At 36.5% G+C, this 19,266-nt stretch carries 20 protein-coding genes; 14 read left to right on the top strand and 6 right to left on the bottom strand.

All coding sequences use genetic code 11. The annotated features are described in order from the left end of the window. The first annotated feature begins 7 nt into the window (after nt 1-7). The 5 genes from serC to RBH95_RS08775 all read left to right on the top strand — a co-directional run bounded on the left by serC (nt 8) and on the right by RBH95_RS08775 (nt 3,914). Nucleotides 8-1,069: a 3-phosphoserine/phosphohydroxythreonine transaminase gene (gene serC / locus RBH95_RS08795; RefSeq protein ID WP_307899213.1), complete on the top strand. Its 1,062-nt coding sequence runs from the start codon at nt 8-10 to the stop codon at nt 1,067-1,069. 85 nt (nt 1,070-1,154) lie between these two features. Next, the gene (locus RBH95_RS08790; RefSeq protein ID WP_307899212.1) at nt 1,155-2,108 is read left to right on the top strand and encodes a D-2-hydroxyacid dehydrogenase; all 954 of its coding nucleotides are present in this window, start codon (nt 1,155-1,157) and stop codon (nt 2,106-2,108) included. A gap of 97 nt (nt 2,109-2,205) precedes the next feature. After that, nucleotides 2,206-2,847, top strand: coding sequence for a DUF937 domain-containing protein (locus tag RBH95_RS08785; RefSeq protein WP_307899211.1), 642 nt, complete (start codon nt 2,206-2,208; stop codon nt 2,845-2,847). 113 nt (nt 2,848-2,960) lie between these two features. Next, nucleotides 2,961-3,392, top strand: a complete 432-nt coding sequence (locus RBH95_RS08780; RefSeq protein WP_307899210.1) for a DUF6146 family protein — start codon at nt 2,961-2,963, stop codon at nt 3,390-3,392. 27 nt (nt 3,393-3,419) lie between these two features. After that, a complete protein-coding gene (locus tag RBH95_RS08775) occupies nt 3,420-3,914 on the top strand; it encodes a DUF6787 family protein (RefSeq protein ID WP_307899209.1) in 495 nt (164 codons plus the stop codon). 9 nt (nt 3,915-3,923) lie between these two features. On the opposite strand, the gene RBH95_RS08770 is transcribed toward RBH95_RS08775, so the two are convergent. Continuing rightward, nucleotides 3,924-4,136 carry a hypothetical protein gene (locus tag RBH95_RS08770; RefSeq protein WP_307899208.1) on the bottom strand — a complete coding sequence of 71 codons (213 nt, stop codon included), beginning with the start codon at nt 4,134-4,136 and terminating at the stop codon, nt 3,924-3,926. A gap of 174 nt (nt 4,137-4,310) precedes the next feature. Here RBH95_RS08770 and RBH95_RS08765 point away from each other — a divergent pair, with 174 nt between their 5' ends. Further along, on the top strand, nt 4,311-6,581 hold the full coding sequence (locus tag RBH95_RS08765; protein WP_307899207.1) for a TonB-dependent receptor: 2,271 nt from the start codon (nt 4,311-4,313) through the stop codon (nt 6,579-6,581). A 46-nt stretch (nt 6,582-6,627) separates the two neighbouring features. Here the strand turns inward: RBH95_RS08765 and RBH95_RS08760 are convergent, their stop codons facing one another. Then, nucleotides 6,628-6,921, bottom strand: a complete 294-nt coding sequence (locus RBH95_RS08760; RefSeq protein ID WP_374047829.1) for a hypothetical protein — start codon at nt 6,919-6,921, stop codon at nt 6,628-6,630. Nucleotides 6,922-6,975: 54 nt separating this feature from the next. Beyond that, entirely contained in the window at nt 6,976-7,572 is a 597-nt protein-coding gene (gene folE / locus RBH95_RS08755) for a GTP cyclohydrolase I FolE (RefSeq protein WP_307899205.1), read from the bottom strand. A gap of 176 nt (nt 7,573-7,748) precedes the next feature. Here folE and RBH95_RS08750 point away from each other — a divergent pair, with 176 nt between their 5' ends. Then, complete coding sequence (locus tag RBH95_RS08750; protein WP_307899204.1) at nt 7,749-8,411, top strand: ABC transporter ATP-binding protein; 663 nt, start codon at nt 7,749-7,751, stop codon at nt 8,409-8,411. A 3-nt stretch (nt 8,412-8,414) separates the two neighbouring features. Here RBH95_RS08750 and RBH95_RS08745 read toward each other — a convergent pair whose 3' ends face one another. Beyond that, nucleotides 8,415-9,032: a MarC family protein gene (locus RBH95_RS08745; RefSeq protein ID WP_307899203.1), complete on the bottom strand. Its 618-nt coding sequence runs from the start codon at nt 9,030-9,032 to the stop codon at nt 8,415-8,417. A gap of 123 nt (nt 9,033-9,155) precedes the next feature. Here RBH95_RS08745 and RBH95_RS08740 point away from each other — a divergent pair, with 123 nt between their 5' ends. Together RBH95_RS08740 and RBH95_RS08735 are read left to right on the top strand one after the other, a co-directional pair. Next, nucleotides 9,156-9,929 carry a TIGR02757 family protein gene (locus RBH95_RS08740; RefSeq protein ID WP_307899202.1) on the top strand — a complete coding sequence of 258 codons (774 nt, stop codon included), beginning with the start codon at nt 9,156-9,158 and terminating at the stop codon, nt 9,927-9,929. A gap of 42 nt (nt 9,930-9,971) precedes the next feature. Further along, complete coding sequence (locus tag RBH95_RS08735; RefSeq protein ID WP_307899201.1) at nt 9,972-11,453, top strand: S10 family peptidase; 1,482 nt, start codon at nt 9,972-9,974, stop codon at nt 11,451-11,453. A 70-nt stretch (nt 11,454-11,523) separates the two neighbouring features. Here the strand turns inward: RBH95_RS08735 and RBH95_RS08730 are convergent, their stop codons facing one another. Beyond that, nucleotides 11,524-13,419 carry a peptidase M61 gene (locus RBH95_RS08730; protein WP_307899200.1) on the bottom strand — a complete coding sequence of 632 codons (1,896 nt, stop codon included), beginning with the start codon at nt 13,417-13,419 and terminating at the stop codon, nt 11,524-11,526. An 82-nt stretch (nt 13,420-13,501) separates the two neighbouring features. Here RBH95_RS08730 and RBH95_RS08725 point away from each other — a divergent pair, with 82 nt between their 5' ends. The 5 genes from RBH95_RS08725 to RBH95_RS08705 all read left to right on the top strand — a co-directional run bounded on the left by RBH95_RS08725 (nt 13,502) and on the right by RBH95_RS08705 (nt 18,758). Continuing rightward, a complete protein-coding gene (locus RBH95_RS08725; protein WP_307899199.1) occupies nt 13,502-14,527 on the top strand; it encodes a glycosyltransferase family 2 protein in 1,026 nt (341 codons plus the stop codon). Nucleotides 14,528-14,600: 73 nt separating this feature from the next. Continuing rightward, entirely contained in the window at nt 14,601-16,529 is a 1,929-nt protein-coding gene (locus RBH95_RS08720) for a BatA domain-containing protein (protein WP_307899198.1), read from the top strand. Further along, complete coding sequence (locus tag RBH95_RS08715; RefSeq protein WP_307899197.1) at nt 16,526-17,779, top strand: dihydroorotase family protein; 1,254 nt, start codon at nt 16,526-16,528, stop codon at nt 17,777-17,779. The genes RBH95_RS08720 and RBH95_RS08715 overlap by 4 nt, the downstream gene beginning before the upstream one ends. Beyond that, nucleotides 17,779-18,111 (top strand): hypothetical protein, encoded by a 333-nt coding sequence (locus RBH95_RS08710; RefSeq protein WP_307899196.1) that lies wholly within the window; start codon nt 17,779-17,781, stop codon nt 18,109-18,111. Before RBH95_RS08715 ends, RBH95_RS08710 begins: the two co-directional genes overlap by 1 nt. After that, on the top strand, nt 18,108-18,758 hold the full coding sequence (locus tag RBH95_RS08705; protein WP_307899195.1) for an alpha/beta hydrolase: 651 nt from the start codon (nt 18,108-18,110) through the stop codon (nt 18,756-18,758). Before RBH95_RS08710 ends, RBH95_RS08705 begins: the two co-directional genes overlap by 4 nt. On the opposite strand, the gene RBH95_RS08700 is transcribed toward RBH95_RS08705, so the two are convergent. Beyond that, the gene (locus tag RBH95_RS08700; protein ID WP_307899194.1) at nt 18,755-19,264 is read right to left on the bottom strand and encodes a hydrolase; all 510 of its coding nucleotides are present in this window, start codon (nt 19,262-19,264) and stop codon (nt 18,755-18,757) included. The genes RBH95_RS08705 and RBH95_RS08700 overlap by 4 nt on opposite strands. Nucleotides 19,265-19,266 lie beyond the last annotated feature (2 nt).

The raw sequence follows: 19,266 nt of genomic DNA, 5'->3' as shown, positions 1-19,266 counted from the left end.
TCAACAAATGAAAAGACACAATTTTAGTGCAGGTCCATGTGTATTGCCTCGTGAAGTGATCCAAAAGGCATCAGAAGCGCTATTGGATTTTGATAACGGCTTGTCACTTATTGAAATATCACACCGAAGCAAAGCCTTTGTAGATATTATGGAAAATGCCAGAGCCTTAGCTCTGGAACTCCTAGGTCTTGAAGGAAAAGGTTATAAAGCATTGTTTTTGCAAGGTGGTGCCAGCACTCAATTTTTAATGGTTGCATTAAATCTACTTGAAAAGCGAGCAGGCTACCTTAACACGGGAACTTGGGCTGATAAAGCCATCAAGGAAGCTAAGATTTATGACGATATCTATGAAGTAGCTTCCTCCAAAGATGCCAATTATAATTATATACCAAAAGGATACGATATCCCCACAGATTATGATTATTTCCACTGTACATCAAACAATACAATCTTCGGAACCCAAATAAAGGAATTCCCAGACTGTCCAATCCCTATGGTATGCGATATGAGTAGTGATATTTTTTCTCGTACTCTTGATTACAGTAAATTCGATTTAATTTATGCCGGTGCTCAAAAGAATATGGGGCCTGCAGGAACTACCTTAGTGGTTGTAAAAGAAGATATTTTAGGGAAAGTGTCCCGTAAAATCCCTTCTATGATGGACTATAAACAGCACATTGACAAAAGTAGTATGTTTAACACACCTCCTGTATTTGCTGTATACACATCTATGCTCACTTTAGAATGGCTTAAAAACCTTGGGGGTATTGCTGAAATTGAAAAGGTAAACGAGAAAAAAGCACAACTTATTTATTCTGAAATAGATTTAAATCCTCTATTTAAAGGTTTTGCAACTAAAAGCGACCGCTCTTTCATGAATGCTACCTTTAACCTTACAAATGAAGATTTAAAGGAAACTTTCGATACCATGGTTAAAGACGCCGGAATTAACGGCCTTAATGGGCATCGTAGTGTAGGTGGCTACAGAGCTTCTATGTACAACGCACTTTCGTTGGAGAGCGTGGCAACGCTTGTTGAAGTAATGAGCGAACTTGAGCGCAAGGCTTAAATTATTAACAAAAATTAAAAACACAAGACAACCAATAACTGGTTGCATGTATAAAACATAAGCTTTAATATTTTAAATTAAGAACATGAAAGTATTAGCTAACGACGGAATTTCTAAAAGTGGTATCGAGGCCTTGGAAAAGGCAGGTTTTGAAGTAAACACCACTACTGTCGCACAGGAACAATTAATCAATTACATCAATGAAAATGAAGTAGATGTTTTATTGGTTAGAAGTGCTACAAAAGTAAGACAGGAATTAATAGATGCCTGTCCAAGTATAAAAATCATAGGTCGCGGTGGCGTTGGTATGGATAATATTGATGTGGACTATGCCCGCAGTAAAGATATTCATGTCATCAATACGCCAGCTGCTTCTTCGCACTCTGTTGCTGAATTGGTTTTTGCCCATTTATTAGGGTTGGCTCGCTATTTACATAATTCTAATCGTGACATGCCACTTGATGGGGATACCCGTTTCAAAGATTTAAAGAAAAGTTATTCCAAAGGAATTGAATTAAAAGGTAAAACCATAGGTATTCTTGGGTTTGGGAGAATTGGACAAGCCACAGCTAAAGTTGCACTTGGTTTAGGTATGAAAGTTGTTGCTTTCGACCCTTATATGGAAACTGTAAACTTGGAATTGGACTTTTTTGATGGTCAAAAATTGAACTTTGAAATCAATACCATTTCAAAAGATGATGTTCTAAAGCAATCAGATTTCATCACTCTGCATGTTCCAGCTCAAAAAGAGTACGTTATCGGCAAAAAGGAATTTGATGAAATGAAAGACGGTGTAATTTTGGTTAATGCTGCGCGTGGTGGTGTTATTGACGAAGTTGCACTAGTAGAAGCCATCAAGAGCGGTAAAGTAGCTAGAGCAGCTTTAGATGTATATGAAAGTGAACCAAAACCAGAAATCCAATTACTAATGAACCCTTCTCTATCGCTTACGCCTCACACTGGTGCAGCCACCAATGAAGCTCAAGACAGAATTGGAACTGAATTAGCAGCTCAAATCATTCAACTGCTTAGAGGATAAGGTTTTATATATTTAAAACTTACTAACAAAAGCCTGTAAATCAATTTTTTACAGGCTTTTTTTCGTACATTAAGGTCTCAATCAAAAGCAATTCAAAATGGACGGAATTTTAGATTTATTTAATACGGAATTAGGGAAATCCATCATTAACGGAGTATCCCAACAAACCAATCAACCTACTGATAAAACACAGGATATCCTAACCATGGCACTACCATTAATGACACAGGCCATGAAAAACAACGCCCAATCCCCCCAAGGTGCCGAAGGCTTGCTAAATGCCCTGAACAATCACCATAACAATGGTGTTTTAGACGATTTGGAAGGTCTGTTTAAAGGCGGTGTAGATCAAAATGTCATGACGGACGGCGAAAAAATATTAGATCATGTATTAGGCAGTAAACAACAAAATGTCACAAATGTTCTTGGTCAAAAATCTGGTATAGATGCTGGTACTATTGCTAACATATTAAAAGTGGCAGCCCCTATCCTCATGGGATATTTAGCAAAACAATCTCGACAAAGAAATGTTTCTGGTTCTTCAGACCTTACAGATATGCTTGGTGGACTGCTTGGAGGAAGTTCCGCCCATAGAGAACAAGATTTTCTTACTTCAATTCTAGATGCCGATGGAGATGGCAGTGCTATTGACGATATAGCGGGAATGGTTTTAGGAAACAACAAAACAAAGGGAGGCTTAGGTGGAATGCTTGGGGACATTCTGAAAGGAAACACCTAACCACCTTGTTTAAATTAATTAAAGCCAAGACAACCCTCTTGGCTTTTTTATTGCAAATCCATTAACAAGGTTGTTACAGGCATTTTTCGTATCTTTAATAGAAATACAATACCATGAAAACCTTTGTATCTGCCATATTAATTGCATTTCTATTTTACAGTTGCCATAGTAGTCAAAAAATGACAACCTCCACTACAGAAACTAAATTAACAGAAAATGATACGGTAAGAATTGCCAATGACGATCTGGAGTATGAAATTATCATTTTTGACCCTGGATTCAGTACTTGGCTGCGTAGCACAGCACGTCCCGAAGGTTATTACTCCCTTGATTTTTTGGAAAACAGAAATTACCAATATGTAATTGCCTGGAATCAAAGAGTTCTGCAGCCACAAGTTTATAACCCCAATCTTTACGCCATGCAAATAAATTACGAATCCAATATTGATTATGGCTATGAGGTAAACTATAAACTATACAATTATTTTATCTATTTCCAACTTACCTACCGCCAACAATTAACTGGCTATATTCCTAGAATTTAAAGTATATTTGCCCAGATTATGTTGTCTATGAAAAAGTTCAAAGCAAGATGGGAAATACAGCGCAATTGGCAATTGATATTTCCTCTTTTCGGGCTTATTGCCCTACTCTACAGTAGTTATAAATTAGCAAACCTATTTTTTGAAACTCCTAATTTACTTTATGTCATCCCTATTACTTTAATAGTGTTTTATGGGCTACTCCAATTAACTCTATGGATCTTTAAACGATTGGAACATAAATGGGTGGTCTCGTACAAATGGGAAATGATTCGCATTTTTATTGTATTCGCCATAACCGGATCCTCTTCCGTTTTTGTAGGAAGACCCCTTATTGCCTTAATGGGAATTACTAAAGAAAACTTAAACCCTGTGCTGTATTGGGTATTATTCATTATTATTGGGCTCATTTTTTACCAAATCCTGTTAGTTAGCTTTGGTTGGCTCTTAGGACAATTCCAGTTTTTCTGGGAATTTGAAAAGAAAATGCTACGCAGGTTTGGATTAAGAAAACTAGTGGATTAGAATATGTATTCATGGAAGCACCATATCATTTTTAAGTTCAGTGCCCTTTTTTTGGTACTCGCTTTGTCGCTTCCTTACCTTACAAAATTCACGCACGTTTTTACCCATCACCATCATGAGGTTTGCAACGGCGAAACTCAAACCCACCTTCATAGTCTTGATCAAGATTGTAGTTTTTACCAATTCAAAATCAACCATAATTTCACATTTGAACTTTATCATTTTGAATTGTTCTCACCTACAGATAATTATAAAATATTATCATCTCAATACAAGTTTGTTAGTGAGTACCAACGCTTACATTTTTCTCTCCGAGGCCCTCCTACATATAGTTAGTCATTATAAAATGTGAAGTATACCTTCACTAAACATATTATTAACTATAAGATATAATTCATGAAAATAATTATAAATGTCTTGCTATTATTGGCAACGACATATACTTTTTGTCAAAACACTTTATCTGGCATTGTTATTGACAACCAAACCCAAGAGCCCATTATTTATGCTACTATTTACCTAGCCGATTTAGAAAAAGGAACAGCAACGGATGAAAACGGAAAATTTTCGTTCAGTGCCATTCCTGCCGGAACCCATAAATTGGTAGTATCCTATGTAGGGTACGAAACTTTCTCAATACCTGTTGAAGTTCCAAACCAAAACAATTTGAGTATTGCATTACGTCCTACGGCTATTGAAATGGAAGAAGTCATCATCTCTACGCCATTCCACAAATTACAAAGTGAAAATGTAATGAAAGTGGAGCAAAAGAAAGTCACCGAATTAAAAACAAATGGGGCAATTACCTTGGCCGATGGAATAAAGGACATTCCTGGTGTTGCCAGCGTAACCACTGGTTTAGGTATTGGAAAACCCGTAATACGCGGGCTAAGCTCCAATCGTGTTTTGGTATATACACAAGGTGTAAGATTGGAAAATCAACAATTTGGAGGTGAACATGGGCTTGGATTAAACGACGCTGGTGTAGAAAGTGTTGAAGTCATAAAAGGCCCAGCCTCTTTGTTATATGGAAGTGATGCCATTGGAGGGGTTTTGTATTTGAACCCCGAAAAATTTGCACAACCTAATACGGTCGCAGCAGATTTTAACGGAAACTATTTTAGTAACACTCAAGGCTACAGTACCAATGCAGGCTACAAATCTTCAGGAGAACATTTTAAATTTTTGTTCAGAGGAAGTTTAACCGAACACGCCGACTATAATACAGACGAGTATCGTGTTACCAATTCCAGATTCAGGGAGCAGGATTTTAAAGCAGGTATAGGCTACCAGTCTACCCAGCTAAAAACTGAATTGCGTTACAATGTCAATCATTCTAAATTAGGGTTGCCAGAAGAAATTGGTATTCAATCTACCAATAAAGCCCCGATGCTTCCCTACCAAGATTTAACCAATCATATTTTAAGCTCTAAATCTACCGTTTATTTTGAAAATTCTAGACTGGACCTTAATCTAGGATTGATATACAACGACCGTAAAGAATTTGAAGAAGAACACCATCATGATGATCACGACGATGACCATGAAGATGAAGACCCTCATGAAGAAGAACATGATGAACACGAAATGGAAGCGCCTTCATTGCATATGAAACTAAAAACATTTAACTATGATGCTAAATACCACTTGCCAAAATTAGGTAAATTCGAAACCATTGTTGGGTTGCAAGGGATGCACCAAACAAATTCCAATTACGGAGAAGAAGAGTTAATACCAGATGCCACAACCAACGATATTGGTATACTAGCCACTTCCCACATACATTTAAAAGCTTTAGATATTCAATTGGGAGCCAGATACGACAACAGAAATATTGATGTCAACAATCAGTTCAGCAAAGATTTTAATAGTTTTAATGGTGCTTTAGGCTTCAAAACCAATCTATTTAAAAGGGTCACTGCCCGTTTAAACTTTGCATCTGGATTTAGAGCACCAAACTTAGCCGAACTTACTTCCGATGGCGTACACCATGGCTCGAATAGATACGAAATAGGAAATGCAAATCTAAATAATGAACAAAACTTTCAAACCGATTTGGCTTTGGAGTTCAAAAATGAACATATCGAAATTTTTGCCAACGGCTTCTATAATGCCATTAGTGATTATATATACTTAGCGCCGGACGGCACTGTAATTGAAGATACTCCCGTTTATCATTATGTTCAGGAAAACGCCAATCTTTATGGGGGTGAATTTGGATTTCACTTACACCCACACCCGCTCGATTGGTTACATTTTGAGAGTAGTTTTGAAACGGTTACAGGAAAACAGGACAATGGCGACTATCTTCCTTTAATCCCTGCAAATTCATTGAACAATACAGTAAGAATAGAATTTGCAAATACCACTCAACAAAACAATTCACCGAGCTTTCATATAAAAAATAATTATGCATTCATAAAGCTTCAATCTACTTTTAAGCAAAATAACATCAGTGATTTTGAAACCGCTACGGATGGCTACAATTTATTAAGTGTAGGTTTTGGCGCTACATTGACACTAAGAAATAATAATGAAATTGACTTCAGTATCTCTGGAACCAATTTAACCAACACAACCTACATCAATCATTTGTCTAGATTGAAGAGTGACGGTATATATAATATGGGAAGGAATTTTAGCTTTGGATTAAGCTATAGGATATAAAACAAGTTGGCGATACAAAAAAGAGCGGCTTAAAAAGCCGCTCTTTTTATTTTACTTCAATGATAGTTTCTTTCTTTTTGCTAAAAACATAGGTGTAAAACCACATAATTGTAAAGGTTGGAATAACGTCCAGCCCAGGTAAGGCTTCTTCCACAAAGGAAATGCCTGCAGCTATCTTTCCTTGTTGTCCTTTATACATTTTTGTCATTACCCAAGCCGAAATTGGCGCCCAAACAACATCTGAAAACTCTCCAATTCCTGGAATAATAAAACTAGTGTACCCCATGGCATCTAACAGTACACTTAAAATTAATTTACCATAAGGCCTATTGTTTTTCATTTTCATGCTTTACTACTTTAATTAACTATAAACAAGAAACATACCAAAACAAAATTATGACAGTTTTTCACTTATTAGCTTCAAAAATTCATTTCTTGTTTCAATTTTTTCAAATTGCCCTCTAAAACCTGAGGTGGTCGTTACTGAATTTTGCTTTTGCACACCCCGCATCATCATACACATATGGGATGCCTCTATAACCACTGCCACTCCCTGTGGTTTTAAGGTGTCATTTATACAATCCAATATCTGTTCAGTAAGGCGTTCTTGAACTTGAAGTCGCCTCGAAAACACATCTACAATCCTAGGAATTTTGCTCAAACCAACAATATAACCATTTGGAATATAAGCCACATGTGCCTTTCCAAAAAATGGTAAAATATGATGTTCACACAAGGAGTAAAGTTCAATATCCTTTACAATAACCATTTCATTATAGGATTCCTTAAACATGGCACTTTTCAAAATTTCCGAAGCGTCCTGCTTATACCCTTGAGTAAGATACAACATGGCTTTTGCTGCGCGCTCGGGTGTTTTTAACAAGCCATCCCTAGCAACATCCTCCCCTAACTCTTCAATAATTCCATTGTAACGAGCTTTTATATCATCGGTGATTTTTATGTTGAATTCCTCAAACTTTTCGTAAGGCATATCTAATAAATATAGTTACTCCCTTAAAAATAAACAAAATAAGCGAGTTTACTCGACTCCCACACAAAGCTTTTGCTTCATCTAATTTCACTTCCCTTAAATAGATGTATTTATTCCCAATTCCAATTGTGCATCACACCTTAAAATAGTATTTTCACGCTATATTTTACAACAGCATGATAGAAGCTACAAACATCCATAAATATTATAACGATTTACATGTACTGAAAGGTGTAGACCTTTCAATCTCAAAAAGTGAAATAGTGTCTATTGTAGGGGCTTCTGGCGCAGGAAAAACGACGCTGCTTCAAATTTTAGGCACTTTGGACAAGGCTTCTCAAAAGGATGCGAATAGCCTACTTATCAATGGAACTGATATTTTAAAATTAAACGATAAGGCCCTGGCCAAATTCAGAAATGAACATATTGGTTTTATTTTTCAGTTTCACCAATTGCTTCCAGAATTTACTGCTTTGGAAAATGTATGCCTTCCTGCATTCATAAAAAACACACCAAAACCTGAAGCTGAGAAACGCGCCAAGGAACTGTTGGATTTTCTAGGGCTTAGCAAGCGTTACGACCACAAACCCAGTGAACTTTCGGGTGGAGAACAACAACGTGTGGCCGTAGCAAGAGCTTTGGTTAACAACCCCGAACTCATCTTTGCCGATGAACCCTCTGGAAACCTAGATAGTGAATCTGCCGAAAATTTACACAAACTATTCTTTAAACTGCGGGACGAGTTTGGGCAGACTTTTGTTATTGTCACCCATAATGAAGAATTAGCCAATATGGCCGATAGAAAGTTAACAATGGTGGATGGAAAAATTGTGAGTTAACTATTAGATATCAAAAGCTACCTTTACTCCTTGAATAATCATACTGGTTCCAATAATAGCGATGATTAAACCCATCAGTTTGCTAATAACGGTAATGACATTATTTCCCAATTTTCTCACAATGAAATCACTTATGTTAAAGGCTAAATAAGTCATGTAGCAAATAACTCCAAACACTAAAATTACAATACCTATTTCGGTAAAATCCCCTTTGGCAACAAAGTTCATTGCGGTTACGATAGTACCAGGGCCTGATAGTATTGGGATAGCTAAAGGCGAAACAGCAATATTCTCATCAATTACTGCATTTTCCTTTAAATGCTTTACACTCGATTTTTTGGATTGCAGCATTTCAAAACCCACAAAAAAGATCAAGATACCTCCTGTAATTTTAAAAGCTGGAATGGTAATCCCGAAGAGTTCAAAAATAAACTTTCCCAATACCACAAAGACGACAACAATAAGAAAGGCTATAATGGTGGCATTTTTACTTATTTTCTTTTTGGTAGCCTCATCAGCATCCTGTACCAAAGAAGAGAATATTGGAACATTTGCTATAGGATTCATTATAGCAAAAAAGCCAGTAAAAACCGTTAATGTAAAAGGTAAAAGTGTATCCATACAAGTAATGATAGTATAAAGATAGTTTTTTTAATTAGCTATCAAAACACAGACAAATGTATTATAATTGTATTTGCAATTTAGCCTAAAATTCAACAAAAAAATTCAAAAAATTCAAACAATATGCAGCATCTTACTTTTGAAGAACTTACGGAATTTCTCAACGAAAAGACCTTGCAATATAACAAACCCAATTTTATTGATAGCGATCCTATTCAAATTCCGCACAGTTTTTCTCAAAAGGAAGACATTGAAATATCAGGTTTTTTAACCGCTACCATAGCTTGGGGAAACAGAAAAAGTATTATCAATAATGCGAAGAAAATAATAGAGCTCCTGGGAAACACTCCATATGATTTTGTAATGCATCATCAAGAACAGGATTTAGAGCCATTAAACACTTTTGTACACAGGACTTTTAACGGAACAGATTTAATAACGTTTATCAAAGCGCTGCAACACATTTATAAAACCCATGGGGGGCTAGAGCGCTTATTTCAAGAACACGCATCACCTTTGAGCATGCAAAAGGCAATCCATGAATTTAAAAGCACGTTTTTCGAAATAGACCACCTACCTCGCACACAAAAACACATTAGTGACCCTCTTAAAAACTCAGCTGCGAAACGAATTAACATGTATTTGCGTTGGATGATAAGAAATGACAATGCCGGAGTAGATTTTGGCATATGGAAATCATTATCCCCCGCACAACTTTCCTGTCCTTTGGATGTACATTCGGGTAATGTTGCTAGAAAACTAGGTTTACTCAAAAGAAAACAAAATGACGCCAAGGCCTTAACAGAATTGGATAATGCCTTGCGCTCAATGGATCCAACAGATCCGGTTAAATATGACTACGCCCTGTTTGGATTGGGTGTTTTTGAAAAATTTTAAAAAGAAGACCTATCTTTAAGCTCATTTATTAAACAATTCATAATGAAACTCAAATTACTAACACTATTCTTACTCTCAGTTATTAGTGGTTTTGCACAAAACAGAACAATTCCTGCAGACACCTTGATTACAACTACACATTCCGTAGAAGTTAAAGGGCAAAAAATTGATTATGACGCTACCTTTGGAATGCAGCCCGTTTGGGACGACAAAGGTGAATTGGTTGCGTCCTTATCCTTTACGTATTACAAACGCAACAATATCAAGGACAATAATCGTCCGATAATTTTCTCTTTTAACGGTGGCCCTGGGTCTGCTTCCGTTTGGATGCACATTGCTTATACCGGGCCAAAAATGTTGAATATTGACGAGGAAGGCTACCCGCTGCAACCTTACGGCGTTAAAGACAACCCGCATTCCATCATTGATGTAGCAGACATTGTATTTGTAGACCCTGTAAACACGGGGTATTCAAGAAGCATTGCCAATAAAGAAGGAAAATTACCTGATAATAAACTGTTCTTTGGAATCAATGCAGACATCAAGTACCTAGCTTCTTGGATGAATACTTTTGTGACTAGACATAACCGATGGCAATCACCTAAATATATTGTTGGCGAAAGCTATGGAGGTACCCGTGTTATGGGACTATCTTATGAGCTTCAAAATGCCCAAAGCATGTACTTAAATGGTGTGATCATGGTATCTCCTGCAGATTATAAGGTATTGACCTCTGGGAATCCAATATCGGATGCGGTTCACGTACCGTATTACACGGCAACTGCATGGTATCATAAAATGCTTCCTTCACACTTACAGAACAAGGACCTTGAAGACATTCTTCCAGAAGCCGAAAAGTTTGCTATCAACACCTATCTACCTGCAATTTCTAGAGGAGGCTTTATTTCTTCCGAAGAAAAAGTGGCCATAGCTAAACAATTGTCAAACTATTCAGGACTTAGCGAAGATATCATCCTTAAAAATAATTTAAGAGTGCCATCAAGCTTCTTTTGGAAAGAATTATTGAGAGATAAGGGAATGATTATAGGAAGACTTGATTCGCGCTATTTAGGAATTGATTATGACGATGCAGCCGATAGCCCAAGCTATAATCCAGAATTAGACTCTTGGTTACATTCCTTCACCCCGCCCATAAACATGTACATTAAAAATGAATTGAAATTCGAAACCGATGTGCCTTATCACATGTTGGCCAATGTACATCCTTGGGATCGCCAAAACGACAACACTCGCGAAGGCTTAAGAATGGCCATGGCCCAAAATCCTTATTTAAAAGTGTTTTTTCAATCTGGATATTATGATGGCGCCACCACCTATTTCAACGCCAAGTACACCATGTGGCAAATTGATCCGAGTGGTAAAATGAAAGACCGCTTTAGCTTTAAAGGCTACAGAAGTGGACATATGATGTACTTAAGACAGGAAGACTTAAAAACCGCCAATGAAGACCTTAGGATCTTCATAAAAAACTCCCTGTCTAACGGGAAAGCTGCAAAATATTAGAAAGTGTTTTATTCAAAACAAAAAGAGCCCGATTAAATTTCGGGCTCTTTTTTTATCGTGAACTATTTGCTTACATGTTCTCTCTTTGGTTTAACCAAGTATTTCGTAAGGTAATTTGCTTTTTAGTAGCATTAGGGTTTTCAACCAACACTCTATTAGTGGTAAATGTAGGCGTTAAAGTGGTTTTAATTTCGATTGTCTCTCCATCCCTTTCAAGTGTAACATCTACTTGCTTACCAGTTTCCCAAGCAAAAATCTGGCTTACTACAAATTTTATATTCATGTCAGAAATATTAAAGCCATTGATGCCAACCAATTTATCGCCCGACAGCACTCCCTGCTCTCTCCAAAAGGAATTATCTTCAACGTTATCTGTAAAAAACATTTCTTGTGTTTCCTTATTTCTATCCATAACCAAGCCGTTGGCTGCTTGAACATAATTAGTCGCTACTTTGGTGTCTTCGTAATGCAACCCTACCTTTTCAAAAAATTCATCATAATTGATCGGCTCACTTCCTACGACGTGATTTTGCAAGAAGGCTGCAACTGAAGGATAGGTCATTTTTGAAATTTCATCAATAATGCTATCATCTTCAAAAGGTTTGTTTTTGCCATATTTTGCAGATAATTCTTTGATTAAGGACAACATGCTTCTTTCGCCATCACTTTCCTCTCTCATTAAAATATCCAAACACATTCCTATTAAAGCTCCCTTTTGATATACGTTTACATAATTGTAGGCATATGGCTCTTCGGTAATGTTTTCACTCATTTCAGTAAAACTCAAGGCGTCATTAAAATATCCAGAGCGTTTTATTTTACCATCCATCGTTGCGAAGAAATCCGCCGACGTCACCAAACCTTCATACACTTGAAAATGTTGTGCAAAATATTCCGTAACTCCTTCGTACATCCATAAATGCTTAGAGAACGTTGGATTGTTGTAATCGAAGTAATGGATGTCTTCAGAATGCACTGTAAGCGGTGTTACAATATGAAAAAACTCATGAGAGACCACATCCACCATAGATTGGGCTAGCGATTCCTTTGTATCCCATTCCCTTAAAACTACTACCGTAGACGTATGGTGTTCCAAAGCTCCAAAACCCTTGGGTGCTTTAGCACTCCCATCAGACAAATACAAATAAATATCATATCTAGGCGTACTGTTAATGGATCCCAAATAGTTTTTCTGGGCTTCCATCATTTGATACATGGTTTCTTTTAGGCTTTCGGCTGTATGCTTCTTATTAGGAGAATACACACTCAACACTATCTTGATGTCTCCTACCATAAATTCCTCCACATCCAATTTTCCATACATCATTGGATTATCGGTAATATCGAAATAACGTGGTGCAAAATAACTTGTTGTGATTTTTTCCCCATCAGAACTGGCGCTTTCTGCAACTTTTTGCAAAGCCGAAGTTCTTTCAAAATTGGTTGGAGATACCACATCTAGCGCATACTGGCTATTTTTAAGATTGTCAAAATACCCAATAAATCCATGAAGATTTAGAACATAGTTATTAGGTTCAATGTTTGTACCACCGGGAGAAAACAAATTTGGATAATTGGGATTACTTTCAACATCGAAAGAATCATTTACCCAATACGTCAACTTATCCAATTGAGTAGCGTTAGGAATTACCCAAGTGTTTTTGTCAACTTTTTCAACTGGAAGCACCTTACCATCATAATCTAAGGCTTTAAAATCATCTACAAAAGCACCAAAATCACTGATATCGTAAGTTCCTTGAACTACGCGAGGCAATCTATAGGTTACGGTATCTTGGATAAAACGTCCCGGATTAATAGTTACAGGTACCTTATCATTCACAACAGCGGTTAAGTCCATGGAGGATTCAATTGGGTTTGCAATTGCTAATTCATTTGAAGTTCTTGGGGAGGAACCACAGGATATCATCATCATTCCAAACCCTATTAGGGCTATCACTTTCTTCATATACTCATTTTTTTAAAACGAGGTGCAAATCTACGCAATCGGATGCATTTTTTCAGTAAAGGTTTTGTTAAAATATTTTTGTATGTACCTTAGTACCATGCAACAAGACCTCATAAGTGTGTTAACACCGTTTAAAAATACAGCCGATTTTTTACCCTCCTGTATCAAGTCCATTCAAAGCCAAACATATACATTTTGGGAACTAATAATTGTGGATGACAACTCATCAGATAACAGTTACGATATTGTAAATTCTTACGCCGTTAAAGACCCTCGGATTAAATTATTTAAAAACAGTGGGGCGGGAATTATCTCAGCACTTCGTTTAGCTTTTGAAAATAGTCAAGGCGAATTCATTACGCGTATGGATAGTGACGATATCATGGCGCCCAACAAATTACAAACTATGGCAACTGACCTTAAAATACACGGAAAAGGACATATTGCTTTGGGGCTTGTGAATTATTTTTCTGATATGGGTGATTTGGGCAATGGATTTCAACGTTACGAAACCTGGCTCAACAATCTTACCGGAACAGGTAAAAATTTTAAGGAAATCTACAAAGAATGTGTCATCCCCTCCCCATGCTGGATGGTTTACAGGACTGACTTGACCATCTGTAAAGCCTTCGAGCCTAATCGTTACCCTGAAGATTACGATTTGGCCTTTCGTTTTTATAAAGGGCAATTGAAATGCATCCCTAGCAACAACGTGTTGCATCATTGGCGGGACTACCCCAATAGAGCATCCAGAACAGATGAACATTACTCCAAAAACCACTTTATTCCCTTAAAAATTCGGTATTTTCTTAAATTGGATTATAGAAGCACTAGGCCTTTAGCACTTTGGGGAGCTGGCAATAAAGGAAAAATGGTTGCCCGAAAACTAATAGCAAAAGAAATTTCCTTTGTATGGCTTTGCAATAATGAAAGGAAAATCGGAAAACATATTTACGGTCAGGAACTTCACAATTTTGAAAAGCTAAGAACCTTAAATCAACCACAATGTATTATAACCGTGGCCAATCCAGATGAACAAGCCAAAATCACCCAACACTTACAATCTTTAGGTATGAAACTCATGGTAGACTACTATTTCTTTTGTTAAAATTCTTAAAAGCTAAAGAGTATAATCGTCTATCATTTTCTATATTTGATACTTGTACAATTAAACACATCGGATGCAATTTAAATACCCGGAACTCCTTTACGCGCTATTCCTACTTATCATTCCTATAATTGTTCATTTGTTTCAATTAAGACGCTTTGAAAAAGTGCCTTTCACCAATGTACAGTTTTTAAAGAATGTAACACTACAAACCCGTAAAAGTTCACAAATTAAAAAATGGCTTATACTCATAACTAGATTGTTGTTACTAACTGCTATTATCATTGCATTTGCACAGCCTTTCATTACAAAATCCAACAACTTTAATAGCAGTACGGAAACCGTTATTTACTTAGATAATTCCTTTAGTATGGACGCTAAGGGGAAAAACGGAACCTTATTGAATACGGCTGTACAAGACCTTTTAGAAACGGTTCCTGAAAATGACCCGATTACCTTCTTTACTAATAACTCCTACCACCCTAACACAACTATAAAAGCCTTAAGAAATGAATTGATTCGATTAAAAACATCTTCCAATCAACTCACCTACGAAGCAGCTGTTTTAAAAGGCAAAAAAGCTTTTTCCAACGACAAAAGCTCCACAAAAAATTTGGTAATGATATCTGACTTTCAAGAAAAAGGAACTCCTTTCAACTTAAAGGCAGACAGCACGTTTCATCTAAATACAGTACAATTGGAACCGGTAAATACTAGAAACGTGAGTATTGATAGCGCCTACATTTCCAAAAGAGATGTTGAAAACATAGAATTAACCATTGCTTTAAATAATCACAATCAAAACATTTCAAATCAATCAGTTTCATTATTTAACAACGATAATTTACTAGCTAAAAATTCTGTCGCTTTTGAAGAAGGTAATACAGCTATTTTCACACTTCCTATTAACCAAGAAATAGATGCTAAATTGGTAATTGATGATCCTAACCTACTTTATGACAACACACTTTATTTCAATTTAAACCAACAGGATAAGATCAAAGTCCTATCTATAAACGAAGAGGACGATGCTTTTTTAGGAAAAATATTTACCGATGACGAATATGAGTATACCTCTTCCCTCTTCAAGTCCTTGGATTACAACATTATTGAGGATCAAAATTTAATTGTAATTAATGAACTGAAAGATATTCCAATGTCACTCACTACTGCATTAAAGGCTTACAATGACAACGGTGGAAATATTTTAATAATTCCTTCAGGTAAAACGAACTTAAATACTTTAAATCAATTATTTACAAATCTAAAGATAGATTCATTTAGCGACTTTATTGAAAGTGAAAAGAACATTACAAACATCAATTTCGACCACCCCCTTTTCACAAACGTATTCGACAAAAAAGTAAGCAATTTTCAATACCCAAAAACCAATTCTTACTTTACATTACAATCGGCGAATACTACTTCTGCTATTTTGAAATTTGAAGATGGTTCACCATTCTTATCGCAATATGGTCATGTGTTCGTTTTTTCTGCTCCATTGAATGATGATAATTCCAATTTTAAAAATTCACCATTGATTGTTCCGGTCATATATAACATAGGAAAGCAAAGTTTGAAATTACCGCAATTGTATTACACCTTAGGGAAAGAAAATACAATCGACATCAACACCCGACTCCAACAAGACGATATCCTTTCTTTGAAAAGTGACGAACAGTCTATAATTCCTTTGCAGCAAACTTTCATGAACAAGGTGGAAATGAAAACTAATGAATTTCCTGAAACTGCTGGAATTATCTCGGTTGTCAATAACGATAAGACACTCAAAAAGTTAAGCTTCAACTACGACAGAAGCGAAAGCCAATTAACATACTACAACCTATCCTCTGTTGATGGAATTACGAGCAGCAATAGCGTTTCCTCTATGATTAACGACATAAAAAGTGCCTCTAATGTTAATGAGCTATGGAAATGGTTTGTTATTTTTGCAGTAGCTTTTTTAATCATTGAAATGCTTATCTTAAAATTCCTAAAATGACCTTACTTATAAAATCTGCAACAATAGTTGATTCCAAAAGCGATTTTCACAATCAAACTGTTGATATTCTCATTGAAGAGGGGAAAATATCCCAAATTTCAGAAACCATTCCAAACTCCAAAAACTACGAAGAATTAACCCTGGAGAACCTTCATGTTTCCCAAGGATGGTTTGATAGCAGTGTAAGTTTTGGAGAGCCAGGTTATGAAGAACGTGAAACGATTGCAAACGGATTAAAAACCGCTGCCCTCTCAGGCTTTACAGACGTTGCGGTAAATTCCAACACCCACCCTGTTGTAGACTGTAATACGGACATTTCATTCCTAAAAGCCAAATCTTTTGGAAATGCGGTAAACCTTCATCCAGTAGGAGCTTTAACAAGAAACAGTGATGGTGTTGATTTGGCAGAATTATACGATATGCAAAATGCCGGTGCCGTTGCGTTCTATGATTACCAAAAGCCTATCTCCAACCCTAACCTTGTTAAAATTGCGCTGCAATATGCTGGCAACTTTGGCGGTTTGGTATTATCGTTTCCTCAGGAATCAAAAATAACAGGTCTTGGGGTAATGAATGAGCATATAACTAGTACTTCTCTTGGTTTAAAAGGAAATCCTGCCCTAGCGGAAGAATTACAAATAGCTCGTGATCTTTTCATTTTGGAATATACAGAAGGTAAATTACACATACCCACCATCTCTACAGCCAAATCTGTAGACTTGATTAGAAAAGCGAAAGCAAAGAACTTAAATGTGACTTGTAGTGTTGCGGCACACAATCTCGTGTTTACCGATGAAAACCTCGTAGGTTTTGACACCAATTTTAAAGTATTACCACCTTTGAGAACGCAAGAAGATATTGCGGCCCTTATTGAAGGCTTAAAAGACGGTACAATTGATATGGTTACCAGCGATCACAATCCCTTGGATATAGAACATAAAAAAGTGGAGTTTGACCACGCCCTCTACGGAACCACTGGTTTAGAAAGTGCATTTGGCGCCTTAAACTCAACTTTAACCACCAAAAAAACCGTAGAACTACTTACCAACGGAAAAGAACGTTTTGGCATAAAAAATCATCCAATACATATTGGTGAAACAGCTTGCCTAACTCTATTTAATCCTGATGAAACCTATACATTTTCATCTGAAGACATTTTAGCTACTTCCAAGAACAGCTGCTTCCTAGACCATAAACTAAAAGGAAAGGCTTACGGAATTTTTGCAAATGATCAATTGGTTATAAAATAATGACAGAACAAACAATTAAAGAAGGAAAGGGACTTGCTATAGTGAGTTACCTAACACTTATTGGAACGCTTATCGCGTTTATCATTAATAATGACAAAAAAAATCCGTTTACATCCTTTCACATCAGACAGGCGCTAGGGTTATGGCTTCTTGAAATGCTTATCGGCTATTTCATTGGTGGGTTTGACAGCTGGATGATTACCTTATCTTTTTGGGCCTTTTTCATGATTTTATTTTTTTACGGAATTTTGGGGGCAGTTACAGGTAAATTGTATTCTGTTCCCGTATTAGGCCCCTTCTTTCAAAAATTATTTGCTTCGATAGGAAAATGACAAATTTAGCTTTATACCACATTACCAGACCTTCTTCTTTAAAAGAAAATGCACCGTTATTGATTATGTTTCATGGTTATGGCAGTGACGAAAACGACTTGTATTCATTTGCTTCAGAATTACCAGAGGAACTGTTCATTATTTCTGTAAGAGCGCCCTACCCTATGCAGCCTTACGGCAATGCTTGGTACGCCATTAATTTTGATGCAGAAATGAACAAATGGAATGACAATGTACAGGCTGCTCAATCCCGTGATTTAATTGCAACCTTTATCGATCAAGCCTGCGATACTTATCCTGTAAACAAAGATAACGTCACGCTTTTAGGGTTTAGCCAAGGAAGTATTTTGAGTTATGCTGTGGCGATGACCTACCCTGAAAAAGTAAAGAATGTGATTGCTTTGAGCGGTTATATCAATGAAGAAATCTTACCCGAAAACTTAGAGGCAAAGGATTTTAGCTCATTGGATATTTATGCATCACATGGAAGTGTAGATCAAGTAATCCCTGTGGAGTGGGCTCGCAGAATTCCAAAATTCTTAAGCGCCCACAATATCAAACACGCCTATTCTGAATTTCCTGTAGGGCACGGTGTTGCCCCACAGAACTTCTACGAATTCAGAAAATGGTTATCTGGACGTATTTAGATTGAAGATGGTGGATACATAAAGTACTCCACCACTTTAAATTTAAGCTCCTCTGACTCTGATATTTCATAGGTCAAGAAAATTTGTCCCCAATATTTCCCGTCACTAAAATCGGCAATGATCCATTTATGGTTCAATAGCTTGATTTTATTGATCATCATCTTTCCATCCGTCATTGAGGCATAAGGTACTAAAGGATGGTCGTCTCCTTCATAAACATTCAATTTATAAATTTCATCCTTAATAAAAGGAATCAACTCTTCTACATCGTAACCCTTGTTTTCGAAATAGGAAAGTGCATCCTCATCGTTTTCAATATCGAAGTACATCAACTCCAAATTTTCATCATGCAAAGCTTCAATTTCCGTTTTGTCCTTTTCTAATTTTTCCTTTAGCTGTTTGATGTCCTTTTCATAGGAATCCAGAATATTTTTAGAATTCGCATATTGGAAAACAATCAACAATACCGAAAAAATAAACAGGTACATAAAAATTCTGCTCTTCATAG

Source organism: Mangrovimonas sp. YM274 (assembly GCF_030908385.1).
Lineage (GTDB): Bacteria > Bacteroidota > Bacteroidia > Flavobacteriales > Flavobacteriaceae > Mangrovimonas_A.
This window is presented reverse-complemented; position numbering and strand designations above follow the sequence as displayed.

Coding starts and splice junctions, on each gene's coding strand:
- serC (WP_307899213.1), top strand. CDS start 8: ATGAAAAGACACAATTTTAGTGCAGGTCCATGTGTATTGCCTCGTGAA.
- RBH95_RS08790 (WP_307899212.1), top strand. CDS start 1,155: ATGAAAGTATTAGCTAACGACGGAATTTCTAAAAGTGGTATCGAGGCC.
- RBH95_RS08785 (WP_307899211.1), top strand. CDS start 2,206: ATGGACGGAATTTTAGATTTATTTAATACGGAATTAGGGAAATCCATC.
- RBH95_RS08780 (WP_307899210.1), top strand. CDS start 2,961: ATGAAAACCTTTGTATCTGCCATATTAATTGCATTTCTATTTTACAGT.
- RBH95_RS08775 (WP_307899209.1), top strand. CDS start 3,420: ATGAAAAAGTTCAAAGCAAGATGGGAAATACAGCGCAATTGGCAATTG.
- RBH95_RS08770 (WP_307899208.1), bottom strand. CDS start 4,136: ATGATAAAGTTCAAATGTGAAATTATGGTTGATTTTGAATTGGTAAAA.
- RBH95_RS08765 (WP_307899207.1), top strand. CDS start 4,311: ATGAAAATAATTATAAATGTCTTGCTATTATTGGCAACGACATATACT.
- RBH95_RS08760 (WP_374047829.1), bottom strand. CDS start 6,921: ATGAAAAACAATAGGCCTTATGGTAAATTAATTTTAAGTGTACTGTTA.
- folE (WP_307899205.1), bottom strand. CDS start 7,572: ATGCCTTACGAAAAGTTTGAGGAATTCAACATAAAAATCACCGATGAT.
- RBH95_RS08750 (WP_307899204.1), top strand. CDS start 7,749: ATGATAGAAGCTACAAACATCCATAAATATTATAACGATTTACATGTA.
- RBH95_RS08745 (WP_307899203.1), bottom strand. CDS start 9,032: ATGGATACACTTTTACCTTTTACATTAACGGTTTTTACTGGCTTTTTT.
- RBH95_RS08740 (WP_307899202.1), top strand. CDS start 9,156: ATGCAGCATCTTACTTTTGAAGAACTTACGGAATTTCTCAACGAAAAG.
- RBH95_RS08735 (WP_307899201.1), top strand. CDS start 9,972: ATGAAACTCAAATTACTAACACTATTCTTACTCTCAGTTATTAGTGGT.
- RBH95_RS08730 (WP_307899200.1), bottom strand. CDS start 13,419: ATGAAGAAAGTGATAGCCCTAATAGGGTTTGGAATGATGATGATATCC.
- RBH95_RS08725 (WP_307899199.1), top strand. CDS start 13,502: ATGTACCTTAGTACCATGCAACAAGACCTCATAAGTGTGTTAACACCG.
- RBH95_RS08720 (WP_307899198.1), top strand. CDS start 14,601: ATGCAATTTAAATACCCGGAACTCCTTTACGCGCTATTCCTACTTATC.
- RBH95_RS08715 (WP_307899197.1), top strand. CDS start 16,526: ATGACCTTACTTATAAAATCTGCAACAATAGTTGATTCCAAAAGCGAT.
- RBH95_RS08710 (WP_307899196.1), top strand. CDS start 17,779: ATGACAGAACAAACAATTAAAGAAGGAAAGGGACTTGCTATAGTGAGT.
- RBH95_RS08705 (WP_307899195.1), top strand. CDS start 18,108: ATGACAAATTTAGCTTTATACCACATTACCAGACCTTCTTCTTTAAAA.
- RBH95_RS08700 (WP_307899194.1), bottom strand. CDS start 19,264: ATGAAGAGCAGAATTTTTATGTACCTGTTTATTTTTTCGGTATTGTTG.